Source organism: Arthrobacter sp. MDT2-16, from assembly GCF_054510925.1.
On record NZ_JBTNDP010000001.1, the window covers coordinates 426789 to 441062 of the forward strand.

The 14274-nt window shown below is 71.2% G+C and carries 12 protein-coding genes; 7 read left to right on the top strand and 5 right to left on the bottom strand.

Features of this window, described 5'->3' with window-relative positions:
* The first annotated feature begins 48 nt into the window (after positions 1-48).
* On the top strand, positions 49-1758 hold the full coding sequence (locus ACX80N_RS02115; protein WP_459338099.1) for a bifunctional 3'-5' exonuclease/DNA polymerase: 1710 nt from the start codon (positions 49-51) through the stop codon (positions 1756-1758).
* Between the two features lie 9 nt (positions 1759-1767).
* On the opposite strand, the gene ACX80N_RS02120 is transcribed toward ACX80N_RS02115, so the two are convergent.
* The 3 genes from ACX80N_RS02120 to ACX80N_RS02130 are packed head-to-tail and all read right to left on the bottom strand — an operon-like array spanning position 1768 to position 4783.
* Positions 1768-2472 carry an NUDIX hydrolase gene (locus tag ACX80N_RS02120; protein ID WP_459338100.1) on the bottom strand — a complete coding sequence of 235 codons (705 nt, stop codon included), beginning with the start codon at positions 2470-2472 and terminating at the stop codon, positions 1768-1770.
* On the bottom strand, positions 2465-3268 hold the full coding sequence (gene nth, locus ACX80N_RS02125) for an endonuclease III (RefSeq protein ID WP_459338101.1): 804 nt from the start codon (positions 3266-3268) through the stop codon (positions 2465-2467). The genes ACX80N_RS02120 and nth overlap by 8 nt, the downstream gene beginning before the upstream one ends.
* A gap of 60 nt (positions 3269-3328) precedes the next feature.
* A complete protein-coding gene (locus ACX80N_RS02130) occupies positions 3329-4783 on the bottom strand; it encodes a hypothetical protein (protein WP_459338102.1) in 1455 nt (484 codons plus the stop codon).
* Positions 4784-5070: 287 nt separating this feature from the next.
* On the opposite strand from ACX80N_RS02130, the gene acs reads away from it, so the two are divergent.
* Positions 5071-7029: an acetate--CoA ligase gene (gene acs / locus ACX80N_RS02135; protein ID WP_459338103.1), complete on the top strand. Its 1959-nt coding sequence runs from the start codon at positions 5071-5073 to the stop codon at positions 7027-7029.
* 55 nt (positions 7030-7084) lie between these two features.
* Here the strand turns inward: acs and ACX80N_RS02140 are convergent, their stop codons facing one another.
* Entirely contained in the window at positions 7085-7507 is a 423-nt protein-coding gene (locus ACX80N_RS02140) for an organic hydroperoxide resistance protein (RefSeq protein ID WP_105033150.1), read from the bottom strand.
* Positions 7508-7624: 117 nt separating this feature from the next.
* On the opposite strand from ACX80N_RS02140, the gene ACX80N_RS02145 reads away from it, so the two are divergent.
* From ACX80N_RS02145 to ACX80N_RS02160, 4 genes are all read left to right on the top strand, one after another.
* The gene (locus ACX80N_RS02145) at positions 7625-8203 is read left to right on the top strand and encodes a TetR/AcrR family transcriptional regulator (RefSeq protein ID WP_459338104.1); all 579 of its coding nucleotides are present in this window, start codon (positions 7625-7627) and stop codon (positions 8201-8203) included.
* Positions 8204-8303: 100 nt separating this feature from the next.
* Complete coding sequence (locus ACX80N_RS02150; RefSeq protein WP_459338105.1) at positions 8304-9623, top strand: MFS transporter; 1320 nt, start codon at positions 8304-8306, stop codon at positions 9621-9623.
* Between the two features lie 7 nt (positions 9624-9630).
* Positions 9631-10113, top strand: coding sequence for a type II 3-dehydroquinate dehydratase (gene aroQ, locus ACX80N_RS02155; RefSeq protein ID WP_105033153.1), 483 nt, complete (start codon positions 9631-9633; stop codon positions 10111-10113).
* Between the two features lie 55 nt (positions 10114-10168).
* Positions 10169-12067, top strand: a complete 1899-nt coding sequence (locus ACX80N_RS02160) for a dipeptide ABC transporter ATP-binding protein (RefSeq protein WP_459338106.1) — start codon at positions 10169-10171, stop codon at positions 12065-12067.
* Here the strand turns inward: ACX80N_RS02160 and ACX80N_RS02165 are convergent.
* The gene (locus ACX80N_RS02165) at positions 12062-12988 is read right to left on the bottom strand and encodes a reverse transcriptase domain-containing protein (RefSeq protein WP_459338107.1); all 927 of its coding nucleotides are present in this window, start codon (positions 12986-12988) and stop codon (positions 12062-12064) included. The genes ACX80N_RS02160 and ACX80N_RS02165 overlap by 6 nt on opposite strands.
* A gap of 287 nt (positions 12989-13275) precedes the next feature.
* On the opposite strand from ACX80N_RS02165, the gene ACX80N_RS02170 reads away from it, so the two are divergent.
* Positions 13276-14256, top strand: a complete 981-nt coding sequence (locus ACX80N_RS02170; protein ID WP_459338108.1) for a DUF5996 family protein — start codon at positions 13276-13278, stop codon at positions 14254-14256.
* Positions 14257-14274 lie beyond the last annotated feature (18 nt).

Genomic DNA, 14274 nt, shown 5'->3' on the forward strand with positions numbered 1-14274 from the left:
CAATCCGCTGATTGCAGGAATGACACCGCCACCGCCGACAATATGGACATGTACATCGCTGTCGCGCCCCTCCCGCCGGACCACGGCGGCGACCGCGGCGGCAGCGCGACGCTTGCGCTGCAGCGCCTCGGATCCGACGGAGCACCGATGGGCTCCCCGCTGGTCGTCGACCGGAGCGGTCTCGCCCCGGCCGTCGCCGAGGCCGAGCGCGGGCGCCCCCGCTGGGTGTGGAACAGCACGCGGTCCTGGTACCTCGACCTGCTGGCGGCGGGCGTCGACGTGGACCGGTGCTGGGACCTCGCGCTGACGCGCGCCCTGCTCGCCAACTCGCCGTCGTGCCGGCCCTCCCCCTACATCGATTCCCTGCGGGCGACGGCCCAGACGGAGGACGGCACGGAACCACCCCGGCTCTCGCTGCCGCCCCTGCCGCCGGCCCCCAACCAGCACTCCCTGTTCGACGAACCGCAGGCGCCCACGGGTCCGTTCCTGGACGACGTCGTCGAGCAGTTCGGCCACCAGCTCGCCGCCGTAGCGGCCGCGTCGCAGCCCGCGCGCCTGAACCTGCTCGTCGCAGCCGAATCGGCGGGTGCGCTCATCGCCGCCGAGATGGAGCACTGGGGTCTCCCCTGGCGCAGGGACATCCACGAGGACCTGCTCGAGAGGAGCCTGGGACCGCGGCCCGCGGAGGGTGTGCGGCCCGCTGAACTGGAGCGGCTCGCGGGAGAGCTGCGGGCCGCGCTGGGGAACCCGACGCTCAACCCGGACTCGCCGCAGGAGCTCCTGCGGGCCCTGCACCGGGCCGGGATCGAGGTGAGGACGACGCGCTCCTGGGAGCTGGAGCGACAGCAGCACCCGGCCATCGGACCGCTCCTCGAGTACAAGAAGCTGTCCCGGCTCGCGACCGCCAACGGCTGGAACTGGCTCGACACCTGGGTGCACGACGGCCGCTTCCGCCCCGAGTACGTGGTGGGCGGCGTCGTGTCGGGCCGCTGGGCGTCCCGCGGCGGGGGCGCCCTCCAGATCCCCCGGCAGGTGCGCGACGCCGTCCGACCCGACGAGGGCCACGCCTTCCTCGTCGCCGATGCGGCGCAACTGGAACCCCGGGTACTGGCGGCCCTCGGGCGGGATTCGTCGCTCGCGGCAGCGGCGCGCGGCAGGGACCTGTACCAGGGGATCGCCGACCAGGGGTTCGGCGGCGACCGCTCGAAGGCGAAGCTCGCCATGCTCGGCGCGATGTACGGAGCGACGAGCGGGGAGTCCGGCAGGCTGATGCCCCAGCTGACCCGCGCCTACCCCCGCGCCATCGGCGTCGTGGAGGCCGCCGCACGGGCCGGGGAGGCGGGCGACGGCGTCGCGAGCCACCTCGGCCGCGGGTGTCCGCCCGCGTCGGAGGAGTGGCGGGCGAGGCAGCGCACGACGACGGCGGAGGAACAGCGCCGGGCGGACGGTGCCGCACGCGCCCGGGGCCGTTTCACCCGGAACTTCGTGGTGCAGGCCTCCGCGGCGGAATGGGCCCTGTGCTGGCTCGCGGAGATCCGCCGACGCCTGGCGGGCAGCGGCATCCCGGCACCGAGGAGCCGGATGGCCTTCTTCCTCCACGACGAGGTGGTGCTGCACGTCCCGGCGGACCGGACGGCCGAGGCAGCAGCCATCCTGGAGGACGCGGCGCGCGCGGCGACAAGCCTGATGTTCGGGCCCATCCCCGTCGAGTTCTCCATCTCCACGGTCACCGTCGCGTCCTACGCCGACGCGAAGTGAGGAAGCGGCTCACAGGGGCGCAGGGATCTCCCGCGACGGGTCCCACGGCCTCGACCAGCCGAGCCCGTCGAACATCGCGTCCAGCAGCAGGGCCGTGAACCCCCAGATCACGGCGTCCGGGGTGAGGAAGGCCGGCGTGCGGCTGACGAACCCGTCCCGCCGCACCACCGCCGTCCGCCGGTGCGCCGGATCGAGCAGCAGGCCCACCGGGGACCTGAAGACCGCCTCCGATTCCGCCCGGTCCACCGCGTGGACCGGGGACTGCTCGGCCCACCAGGCGACGACAGGCGTGACCACGAAGTTGCTGACGGGGAGCCCGACCTCCGGCAGCGTCCCCACGATCTCGACGCCGGCAGGGTCCAGCCCGGTCTCCTCCTGCGCCTCGCGGAGGGCCGCAGCACGCTCGTCCGGGTCCTGCGGGTCGATGGCACCGCCGGGGAATGCCACCTGGCCGGGATGGTTGGACAGGGTGCTCGACCGCATGACGAACAGGATGTCGAGATCGTCGCGCTCGACGCTCCCCGGATCCGCACCGGACGCGACGCCGTCGCGTGGGCCCACCAGGACGAGCACCGCCGCGCGGCGGCTCTTCGCGGGATCGAGGGTGGCGAACTGCCAGCCACCGGGCCGGACGAAGGTCGAACCAGGAGCAGCCTTCGACCGCACCCATGCCGCCAGTTCGTCGTAGGCGGTCGCGGCAGGAGGCCTAGGCACCCAGACCGTGCCCGGCCTCACGGAGCTCGGCACGGGACCGACCGGCACGCATGAGCTCCAGCAGCTCCTCCCGGCCCGGCGCGAGTTCGTACTTGAGGAGCTTCGCGGCCTTCATCGGATCCGTCTCCCCCTCACCGAAGGACGGGCACAGGGCGGCGACGGGACAGACGCCGCAGGCCGGCTTCCTGGCATGGCAGATCCGCCGGCCGTGGAACACCACGCGGTTGGACAACGAGGTCCAGTCGCTGCGCTCGAAGAGGGCGGCGACGTCCATCTCCACCTTCACCGGGTCCTCGGACGTGGTCCAGCGGAACCGGCGGGCGAGCCGCCCGAAGTGAGTATCGACGGTGATTCCCGGGGCACCGAAGGCGTTCCCGAGGACCACATTGGCCGTCTTGCGGCCCACGCCGGGCAGCGTGACGAGGTCCTCGAGCCGGTCCGGCACCTCGCCGTCGAACTCGTCCACGAGGCGGCGCGACAATGCGAGGAGACTGTTGGCCTTGGCCCGGTAGAAGCCGGTGGGCCGGAGGATCTCCTGCAGTTCCGGTTCGTCGGCCTCCGACAGGGCCCGGGCGTCGGGATAGCGCTCGAACAGGACGGGCGTGGTGAGGTTGACCCGCACGTCGGTGGTCTGCGCGGACAGCACGGTCGCCACGAGCAGCTCGAACGGGTTGCGGAAGTCGAGCTCGGCGACCGCGTACGGGTAGGTGTCCCCCAGGATCCTGTTGATCTTCCGTGCCCTGCGTTTGAGGGCGACAGGCGACTCCTCGTCCACCTTCGTCTTCCTGCCTGCCACGTGCGGGTCTCCTCTCGACGGGACGGAACGGACTCCGCCGGGCTGTGGCGGGGCGGGATGTCAGTCGCGGGGTGCGCGCTCGATGTTGCGCAGGTCCCGCAGGATGCCGACGGCACCGGTGCGCTTGTCCTGCACCAGGAACTCACCACCACGGTCCTCGATGCCTACCTCCCAGTCGCCGGGCTGCAGCCGGAACACCTCCCGGCCCGTCTGCTCGTCGTACACCGGACGGGGGGAACCGACGGCGAACCAGAAGGCCTCGACCACGGGCTCCTCATCGGCCGAACGGGTCGCCGTGATGGGCTCCTGCCGGCCCCGCTCGTCGGTGGAGGACCCGGTGGAGTAGTCGGCAGCGGATTCGCCCGAGGAATCAGCCGAGGAGTCGGCGGACTCGTACGTCCGCGTCGAGTCGTCCCGAACGACGTCGTGGACCCGCGTCTCCTCGGCCGGTACGACCTCGGCCTGGCCGGAGGTGGAGTCGGCGGAGCTCCGGTGTGCGTCCGCCCCGTGGTCGTCCGGTGCCTGGCCGACGGCGTGGGCGCCGCCGGCCTGCTCCTGCGCGGTATGCGTCGACAGCCCGGAGTCCTGTCCCGAGCGGGTGGGCGCCGGAGCCTCATCGGCCTGCGGGGCTCGCAACGTCGAGGAGTCCCGCTCCATGCCGGACTGGCCCGACGCAGCAGCACCGGCACCCACGGCACCGGCCCCGCCCGCACCGTACAGACCGGCGCCGTTCTGGCGGACGGCCGCGGCGGCAGGGTTGATGTCCGCCTGGCCGCCCTGGACCGGGCGGGAGACCACGGGATCGGAGCCCGTCCCGGGTGCATCCCCGGCCGTCCTCGCGGGCTTGGGCGGCTTCGGCGCCTTCGGCGGGCGGGGCTGTGCAGCGGTGATCGGGCGGGCCGCGGTGCGGGCGGGCACCTCCGGCCTGTCGGCGAAGTCGTTCTTGATCCCGGGCAGGAACGGCCCGACGACGGTGGCGGCCAGCATGCCCAGCGAACCGATCAGGGCCACGAGGGGTCCCACGTGGAACGCGGTGACGGTCTGCAGGAAGAAGTAGGTCGACGCGAGCACCGCCGCGACCGATGCGAACTGGTCCACCGACAGCGAGCCGACACGGAGTCCGCCGCTCCCCAGGCGGCGGCCTGCGAGCAGCGCCAGGGCGATCACGGGCAGCAGGATGCCGATACCGATGAAGAAGAGGGAGGCACTGCTCCAGAAGTTGGTGTAGAGGACCCTGCCGCCGATGAAGGGCAGGAGTGTACCGATGAAGACGAGCGCGGCGCCTGCACCGAAGACCACTTCCCGCAGGGTGAACGGTCCTGCCAGGGCCTTGCTCGGCCCCGGAGGCGCGCCCTGTGGTGTCCCGGACGCGGAGGTGCCGGTCACCGACGTACCGGTCACCGACGTACCGGTGCCCGAGCCGTCCGACGGGAGGCCGTCGCCCCGGGCGGGATCCGGTCGGAATCCGGCCGATGTGACGCCGGTGGCGCCCCGGCCATCGGATGCTTCGGTCATGGTGTGCTCCCGTATGTAGCGCTGGTCGCCCGCGGCCGTCGGCCGCCGGTGTTGGATACCTGCTTCCACCCTAGCCACCGCCTCCTACCTTCTCCACCGACCACACCGCCGAGGACACCACCGAGGACGCCACCGAGGACAGCACCGGGGAGCTCCGGCGCCGGGCGCCGCTCACCGCACAATCACCCCACCTCGGCTAGGCCCTGTGACCCGGGGCACACAGGACGGGGAGAACTCGATAGTGTTCCCTTGGACCTGTCACCGACCACGTCACAAAGGGGTAGACCATGACCGCCGAACGCCAGGGCGACGCCTTCGAGAACCTGCTGCACGAGGAACGCCGCTTCCCGCCCAGCGCGGAGTTCGCCGCGAACGCCGTCGCGCAGCCGTCCCTCTACGACGAGGCGCGCGAGCAGGGCACGGAGTTCTGGGCGAAGCAGGCGCGCGAGCTCCTCACCTGGGACCAGGACTTCACGCAGACCCTCGACTGGTCGGACGCACCGTTCGCCAAGTGGTTCGTGGGCGGCACCGTGAACGCGGCCTACAACGCGCTCGACCGCCATGTGGAGGCCGGCCGCGGCGAGCGGGTCGCGATCCACTTCGAGGGCGAACCCGGCGACACCCGCACCATCACCTACGCGGACCTCACCCGTGAGGTGAAGAAGGCGGCCAACGCGTTCGAGTCCCTGGGCGTGCAGAAGGGCGACCGCGTGGCGGTGTACCTGCCCATGATCCCGGAGGCCGTCATCACGATGCTCGCCTGCGCGAGGATCGGTGCCGTGCATTCCGTGGTCTTCGGCGGGTTCTCGGCCGACGCCCTCCGCAGCCGTATCGACGACGCCGAGGCCAAGCTCGTCGTCACCTCCGACGGCACGTACCGCCGTGGCAAGCCGAGCGCCCTCAAGCCCGCCGTCGACGGCGCCCTCGAGCGCGAGGGCCACAGCGTCTCCAACGTGGTGGTGGTCCGCCGCAACAACGAGCCGGTCGAGTGGACCGAGGGCCGCGACCTGTGGTGGCACGACGTCGTCGACACCGCGCCGGACGAACACACCGCCGTGGCCCACGACGCGGAGCATCCCCTGTTCATCCTCTACACCTCCGGGACCACCGGGAAGCCGAAGGGCATCCTGCACACCACGGGCGGGTACCTCACGCAGACCGCGTTCACCCACCGGAACACCTTCGACCTGCGCCCGGAGACCGACGTCTTCTGGTGCACCGCGGACATCGGCTGGGTCACGGGGCACAGCTACGTCGCGTACGCGCCGCTGGTGAACGGCGCCACGCAGCTCATGTACGAGGGGACGCCGGACACGCCGCACCAGGGACGCTGGTGGGAACTGATCGAGAAGTACAAGGTGTCCATCCTCTACACGGCACCCACGGCCATCCGCACGTTCATGAAGTGGGGCCGCGACATCCCCAAGAAGTACGACCTCTCCTCGATCCGCGTCCTCGGCTCCGTCGGGGAACCCATCAACCCCGAGGCGTGGATGTGGTACCGCGAGGTCATCGGCGGCGGCAACGTCCCGATCGTGGACACCTGGTGGCAGACCGAGACCGGCGCGCAGATGATCACGCCGATGCCCGGTGTGACCGCGACGAAGCCCGGCTCCGCCCAGGTGGCCGTGCCCGGGATCGCCATCGAAGTCGTCGACGAAATGGGCGTCCCGGTTCCGAACGGCTCCGGCGGGTACCTGGTCATCCGCGAACCGTGGCCGTCGATGCTGCGCGGTATCTGGGGTGATCCCCAACGCTTCAGGGACACGTACTGGTCGCGCTTCGACGCCATGTACTTCGCCGGCGACGGCGCCAAGAAGGACAGCGACGGCGACATCTGGCTCCTGGGCAGGGTGGACGACGTCATGAACATCTCCGGCCACCGCCTCTCGACCACCGAGATCGAGTCGGCGCTCGTGAGCCACCCGTCGGTGGCGGAGGCCGCCGTCGTCGGGGCGAGCGACGAGACCACCGGGGAGGCAGTGGTCGCGTTCGTGATCCTGCGCGGCTCGGCGAAGGACGACGACGACATCGTCACCACGCTGCGCAACCACGTGGGCAAGGAGATCGGGCCCATCGCGAAGCCGCGGAACATCCTGGTGGTCCCCGAGCTGCCGAAGACGCGCAGCGGCAAGATCATGCGCCGCCTGCTCAAGGACGTCGCGGAGGGCCGGGAGGTCGGCGACGCCACCACGCTGTCCGATCCGACGATCATGCAGCAGATCGCCGTCTCGCTGCGGAAGTAGCCGGACATGCCAGAGGCCCCCGCGAGTGCGGGGGCCTCTGGCATGTCCGGGGCAATCAGCCGATCGTGGCGTCGACCGTGACCTCGATGTTGCCGCGCGTGGCGTTGGAGTACGGGCACACCTGGTGGGCCCGCTCGACGAGCGCGTCGGCCGTCTCCTGGTCCACTCCGCCGATCTCGGCGTGCAGGGCGACGGCGAGCTGGAACGCCCCGCCGTCGACCGGGTTGATGCTCACCTCGGCGGTGACGGCGGTGTCGCTGATCGTCGCCTTGCTGCGGCTCGCGACGAGCTTGAGGGCGCTGTGGAAGCAGGCGGCGTAGCCGAGCGCGAAGAGCTGCTCGGGGTTCGTCGCGCCGCCGGCACCGCCCATCTCCTTCGGGACCGCGAGGTCGACGACGAGCTGCCCGTCGTCCGTGTGCGCCTTGCCGTTGCGTCCGTCGCCGGTCGCGGTGGCCACCGCCGTGTAGAGAGCACCCATGCCTGTGTCCGTCCTTCTGTCGCGGGGCGCCTGACAGCTCCCCTCCGACTTAGTAGACTAACTAGTAACTCTAGTGGGATCAAACGATGGAACCGGCTTGACAGACAATGGAGCATGATGAGCGCCCAGCCCCCCGTGCGGGATCGGATCCTCGCCTCGGCGACCACGTTGTTCGACGCCACGAGCATCCGCTCGGTGAGCGCCGACAAGGTCATCGCCGATGCCGGGACCACCAAGGTGACGTTCTACCGGCACTTCCCGACCAAGGACCACCTCGTGGTCGCCTACCTGGAGGACCAGCTCGCGCGGCTGCAGGCCGCCATCGGGAGGGAACGCGCGGACGGGCTCGATGCGTGCACCGTCCTGCTCCACCTGGCCGCGGCCAACGGGGACGCCGCGTGCCGCCCCGGCTTCCGGGGGTGCACCTTCATCAACGCCGCCGCCGAGTACCCGGCGGACGGCATGGTCCGGACCGCCGTCGGGCGCTACCGGGCCTGGTTGCACGCGGTCGTCGCCGAACTGCTGGCCGAGCTGGGTGTGGACCGGCCCGACGCCGTGGCGGACCAGCTCATCATGCTGCGCGACGGCGCCATGGTGCACGGCTTCATGGGGGACCCGAGCGCCGTCACGGACTCCCTCGTCACCGCCGGGCGGGCCATCGTCACCGCCCACCTCGGCGCGCCGCTGTCCCCCTGACACCACCGGCCCCTCCCGCACAGGTGGGCGCCGTGTGCCACCGGTGTGATGTTCGTCCTGAAACATGGCTCCCGGGCGGCCACGAGAGGATGATTTCAGCGTGTCCACAACCGTCCAGCAGCCCCCCGTCACGAATCCACGCATGGCCCGCCGCGTCGCCGGCGCCTCCTTCGTCGGAACGGCCCTCGAGTCCTACGACTTCTACGTCTTCGGCACCGCCGCCGCACTCGTGTTCAACGTCGTCTTCTTCACCGAGCAGGATCCCCTGGCCGGGACCCTCTCGGCCTTCCTGGTGTTCGCCATGGGGTTCGTCGCCCGCCCGCTCGGCGCCATCCTCTTCGGCCACCTCGGGGACCGGATCGGCCGCAAGCGAACCCTGATCTGGACCATCACCCTCATGGGCCTCGCGACGGGGACCGTGGGCCTGCTGCCCGACTACAACACCATCGGCATCTGGGCGCCCATCATCCTCACGGCGCTGCGCTTCCTGCAGGGACTCTCCCTGGGTGGCGAGTGGGGCGGCTCCATCCTCATCGCGACCGAGCACGCCGAGCCCCGCAAGCGGGCGCTGTACGCATCCATCCCCCAGCTCGGATCCCCCGTGGGCACCATGCTGATCTCGGCCATCTTCCTGGTGCTCGCCGTCGCGGCCCCCGACATCATGACCACCTGGGGCTGGCGCATCCCGTTCCTGCTCGCGTTCCCGTTCCTCGCCGTCGCGATCTACCTGCGCCTCGCGATCGACGAGACGCCCGTGTTCAAGCAGGCGAGCGAGGGACACCAGCTGCCCCGCATCCCCTTCCTCGAGGTCCTGAAGTCCCAGCCGGTCGCGATCGTCGTCGCCATCGCCTCCGCAGTCCTCGGCATCGGCTCCTACTTCCTCATGGTCACCTACACCCAGGCGTACGGCACCGAGACGCTCGGCCTCTCCCAGGCCACGGTGCTCAACGCCGCCCTCGTCGGATCGATCCTCCAGCTCGGCACCATCCCGGCGTTCGGCTACCTCGCGATGCGCATCGGCTCCGCGAAGGTCGTCGCGGGCGGGGCCCTCGGGACGGCGCTGATCGCCTTCCCGCTGTACTGGGTCATCAGCATCGCGACCGAACCGATGTACATCGCCGCGATCATCCTCGGCGGCATCCTGCCCACGGCGAGCTGGGCGGCCCTCGGCGGCCTCATGGCGGACATCTTCAAGCCGGCGACGGCGTTCACCGCCCTCTCCTTCGCCTACAGCATCGCCGCGATCGTCGCCGGATTCGCGCCGTCGATCACACAGCGCTTCGGTATCGCGACGGACGGCGCGTGGTGGCACCCCGGCGTCGTCCTCGCCGCCATGAGCCTCGTGACGGTGGCCGGCGCCCTCGGAGCCGTGCGCCTGCGGAATGCGCAGCAGATGGATGCCGGCGCGCGTACGGCATAGTGGGGGCATGACCCCGCGCACCCCGAGCATCCTCGTGATCAACGGACCCAACCTGAACCTGCTCGGTACCAGGGAGCCCGACGTGTACGGGACGGCGACGCTCGACGACGTCGTCCGCCTCGCCGCGGACACGGCACGCGGGCGCGGCTGCACCGCATCCGCGCTGCAGTCCAACCACGAGGGCGAGATCATCGACGCGATCCACGCGGCGCGGTCCACGGCGGACGGGATCGTCATCAACGCCGGAGCGTTCACGCACACCTCGATCGCCATCCGCGACGCGCTCGCCGCCGTCGGACTGCCCGTGGTGGAGGTGCACATCAGCAACGTGCACCGGCGTGAGGAGTTCAGGCACTCCTCCTACATCTCCGGCGTCGCCGACGCCGTGATCGTCGGCGCCGGCATCGACGGCTACCGCCTGGCGGTGGACCACCTGGCCGCCCGCCTGGCCGCCGCCGGATCGGACGCGGCATCGTTCCCGAAAAGTTAGCGCTGCCGCTGCTGCGAGCGCCGCTCCGCACCTCCCCATAGGGCACGATGGTGCTATGACGGACATCACTCCTGACGCGCGCGCTACCGCCCAGCCCGAGAACCCCGACGCACCCCTGCTCGAGGTGCGGAACCTGGCGGTGAGCTTCCGCACGACGCACGGGGAGGTCCATGCCGTCGAGGACGCGAGCTTCACCCTCCGGCGCGGCAGCGCCCTGGCGATCGTCGGGGAGTCGGGCTCGGGCAAGTCGACGACGGCGATGGCCTGCATCGGCCTGCTGCCCGGCAACGGCCGCGTGACCGCCGGCAGCATCCTGTTCGAGGGCCAGGACCTCACCACCCTGCCGGAGGCGAAGATGCGCTCCATCCGCGGCCGGGCGATCGGCCTCGTCCCGCAGGATCCGATGTCCAACCTGAACCCGGTGACGAAGATCGGCACGCAGGTCGCCGAGACCCTCCTGGTGCACGGCATGGCCACCAAGAAGAACGTCAAGCAGCGCGTCATCGAGGTCCTCACCGCCGCCGGGCTGCCCGACGCCGGGGAGCGCGCCAAGCAGTACCCGCACGAGTTCTCCGGCGGCATGCGGCAGCGGGCACTCATCGCGATCGGCCTCGCCTGCCGGCCGCGGCTGCTCATCGCCGACGAACCGACGTCCGCCCTCGACGTCACCGTGCAGCGCACCATCCTCGACCAGATCGAGATGATGACGGAGCAGCTCGGCACGTCGGTCCTGCTCATCACGCACGATCTCGGCCTCGCCGCCGAGCGCGCCTCGCAGCTCGTGGTGATGCACCGCGGGCGCGTGGTCGAGACCGGACCGGCGGACCAGCTGCTCAACGACCCGCAGCATCCCTACACGCAGTCGCTCGTCCGCGCGGCGCCCAGCGTCGCGGCGGTCCGGCTGCGCCCCGGCGCGTTCACGGCGGATCCCGCGTCGCGGCTGAAGCTCGCCGAGGAGGTGTTCGCCGGGCACGAGGCGGAGCACGGGATCGCGGAGGGCGCCGCGCCCGGTGCAGCCCCGACCTCCGGGGCCGGGGAATCCGCCGGCGCAGCGGGATCGCGGGCCGGCGGGGCGCATGCCGCACCGTCACCGGACCGTCCGGCCGAGCATGCCGGGACGCCCGGGACAAAAGGCGCGACCGCCCACACCGCTCCGCCGAACATCGTGGAGATCCGTGACCTCACGAAGGTCTACAAGCGCCGCGGGAGCAAGGACGACTTCTACGCGGCGAAGAACGTCACCCTCGACATCCCGCGCGGGCAGACCGTGGCGATCGTCGGCGAGTCCGGCTCGGGCAAGACCACCACGGCGCGGATGCTGCTCAAGCTGATTCCACCGACGTCGGGCACGATGACCTTCGACGGCATGGACGTGGCCACGCTCGACAAGGCGCAGCTCAGCGACTTCCGGCAGCGTGTGCAGCCGATCTTCCAGGATCCCTACTCCTCGCTCAATCCCATGTTCACGATCGAGCGGATCATCGAGGAGCCCCTCAACGCCTACAGCCGCGGGTCGAGGAAGGAGCGCGCGGCACGCGTCCGTGAGCTGATGGACCAGGTCTCGTTGCCGCAGAACGCCCTGCGGCGCTACCCGGCGGAGCTCTCCGGCGGCCAGCGGCAGCGCGTCGCGATCGCCCGCGCCCTCGCCCTGAAGCCCGAGCTGATCGTCTGCGACGAGCCGGTCTCGGCGCTCGACGTGCTGGTGCAGGCGCAGATCCTCAAGCTCCTGGGCGACCTGCAGTCCGAGCTCGGCCTGAGCTATCTGTTCATCTCCCACGACCTCGCCGTGGTGCGCCTCATCTCGGACTACGTGTGCGTGATGAAGGACGGCGAGCTGGTGGAGGCCGCGAGCTCCGAGGAGGTCTTCCAGAACCCCCGCCACCCGTACACGCGCAGGCTCCTCGCGTCCATCCCGGGCAACGAGCTCGCCATCGACGAGGACCTCGCGTCATAGCGTCCCCCGGCTGATCCGGCGGAACTCCTCGCGCAGGCGGGCGCCGCGCGGCGGGTCGAGCGACTCCACCCAGGCGATGCGTCCGGCGAGGTGCGCGCGGAAGTCGGCCTGCCCGCGCCGTTGCGACTCCGGCCCGTGCACCACGCAGGTGTGCACGGTCGCCTTCAGGGCGTCGTAGTCCGTCCTCGCCACGCCGGTGCGGACGTTCACGACGACGCCGGTCACGGACTGGCGCGTGGACGCGCCCCGTACGCGCGTCTTACGCCGGTTCACGGCATGGCTCTCCTCGACGACGATGCACTCCACACCGCGGATGAAGGCGTCTGCGCGACGAGCGAGGCCGGCCGGACCACTGAAGGTGGGATCGTCGGTGTATCGCGTGTAGCTGCCGCCCGCCACCCCCGCCCAGCCGGACAACCGGGAGTCCAGGCGCCGCACGGCGAGGTCGGCGAGCGCAGGCGATGACGGCGCCCCCTGAGGCAGGTGGGCTGCGCGCAGCGCCCCGGCGAGGGCGAAGCGTTCCTGCGCTCCGCCGCCGTCGGGCATGGACCGGAGGATGGCCTCCGGGACCGAGTGGGTGCAGAGCCCCGTGATCACATGCGCGGTGGCCTCGGGATAACCCGCCTGCCGCAGCACGCCGAACACCCGCACCGGCGGGACCTGGGCGAAGAAGGAGACGAGGTCCAATGAGATGACGACAGCCGCGCCGGTGTGGGCCGCGGCGCCGGTCCGGGTGCGTCCCTGCTCGACTCCGCGACCAGGTACCGGGCCTGAGCGATCGGAGCGCCTCTGCCCTCGGACTTCGCCACCGCGTCGGTGAAGGGTGGTTGTGCCGCGATCCAGCGGGCGAGTTCCCGCGGCGCGCCGTCGGGCCGCCGCGGAGAGCCGGAGATGACTGCGCGCACCAGCGGGCCGAGCCATCGCCGTCGGACCCCGAGGAGGAGAGAGCCCATCTGCAGCAGATCCTCCCGCTTCTGTTCGGGCGCTGTGCTGCGCGGAGCGCAGTCAGGCGCCTGAGGTGCCATGTGCTGGCCGGTCTGCGTGCCCCTGGGTAACCCCGGAGAGGAACGCGTAGCGCGTACGTGTTCCGCCCCGGCCGGGATCCGTCGGTGCCACCCTGGCAAGACGCTCGTCCGCTGCCTCCCTGTACCCGACCGGGATGGGCGCCTAGATTGGCTTCCGACAGGCGCACGCACCAAGGGGGCACGATGAACGAGCAGGACAGCACGGGCAGCACGGGCAGCACGACGACGACGGACAGGTGGTCGGCCGACTGGCCCGAGCTGCGCGTCGCTGACTGGCAGGACACGCAGGCAACGCTGCACATGTGGCTGCAGGTGGTCGGCAAGATCCGGATGGCGCACGCGCCGCTGGTCAACCACTGGTGGCAGGTCCCGCTGTACGTGACACCGCGGGGACTCGGCACGTCCTCCGTCCCGTACCGCGGAGGGGCGTTCGACGTCGAGGTCGACGTGGTGGACCACCGCCTGCTGGTGCGGGCCAGTTCCGGTGAGGACCGCACCGTGCCCCTGGAGCCCCAGTCCGTGGCGGTCTTCCACGCCCAGACCATGGCGGCGCTGGCCGACCTCGGGATCGAGGCGCCGATCCGGCCCGTGCCCACGGAGGTGGATCCCGCCGTCCCGTTCGCCGAGGACCACCAGCACGCGTCCTACGATGCCGCCGCCGTTACGGCGTTCTGGCGGCAGCTCCTCCAGGCCGAGCGGGTCCTCACGCGCTTCCGGGCGGAGTTCCTCGGCAAGGTCAGTCCCGTGCACTTCTTCTGGGGAGCCATGGACCTCGCCTGCACACGCTTCTCCGGCAGGCCCGCGCCGCTCCACCCCGGCGGTGCCCCGAACTGCGCCGACTGGGTCATGCAGGAGGGCTACTCGCACGAACTCTCCAGCTGCGGTTTCTGGCCCGGCGGCGGCGAGGAGGGTGCGTTCTACTCCTACGCGTATCCCGAGCCGGAGGGCTACCGCGATGCCGCGATCGACGTCGAAGGCGCGTTCTACAGTGCGGAGTACCGCCAGTTCCTGCTTCCGTACGAGGCCGTCCGCACCGCCCCGGACCCCGAAGCCGCCCTGCTCACCTTCCTGCGTGCCACCTATCGGGCCGCGGCGAGCACCGGCGGCTGGGACCCGGGCCTGCTGCTCGATCCGCACCGCCTCGAGCAGCACAGGCGCCCGTAGGACGACGACGGCCACCGG

Excerpts from the sequence above, each read along its gene's own strand:
- ACX80N_RS02115 (WP_459338099.1), top strand. The coding sequence starts at position 49 with ATGTACATCGCTGTCGCGCCCCTCCCGCCGGACCACGGCGGCGACCGC.
- aroQ (WP_105033153.1), top strand. The coding sequence starts at position 9,631 with ATGACCCCGCGCACCCCGAGCATCCTCGTGATCAACGGACCCAACCTG.
- ACX80N_RS02140 (WP_105033150.1), bottom strand. The coding sequence starts at position 7,507 with ATGGGTGCTCTCTACACGGCGGTGGCCACCGCGACCGGCGACGGACGC.
- ACX80N_RS02130 (WP_459338102.1), bottom strand. The coding sequence starts at position 4,783 with ATGACCGAAGCATCCGATGGCCGGGGCGCCACCGGCGTCACATCGGCC.
- ACX80N_RS02165 (WP_459338107.1), bottom strand. The coding sequence starts at position 12,988 with ATGGCTCGGCCCGCTGGTGCGCGCAGTCATCTCCGGCTCTCCGCGGCG.
- ACX80N_RS02145 (WP_459338104.1), top strand. The coding sequence starts at position 7,625 with ATGAGCGCCCAGCCCCCCGTGCGGGATCGGATCCTCGCCTCGGCGACC.
- ACX80N_RS02160 (WP_459338106.1), top strand. The coding sequence starts at position 10,169 with ATGACGGACATCACTCCTGACGCGCGCGCTACCGCCCAGCCCGAGAAC.
- acs (WP_459338103.1), top strand. The coding sequence starts at position 5,071 with ATGACCGCCGAACGCCAGGGCGACGCCTTCGAGAACCTGCTGCACGAG.
- ACX80N_RS02170 (WP_459338108.1), top strand. The coding sequence starts at position 13,276 with ATGAACGAGCAGGACAGCACGGGCAGCACGGGCAGCACGACGACGACG.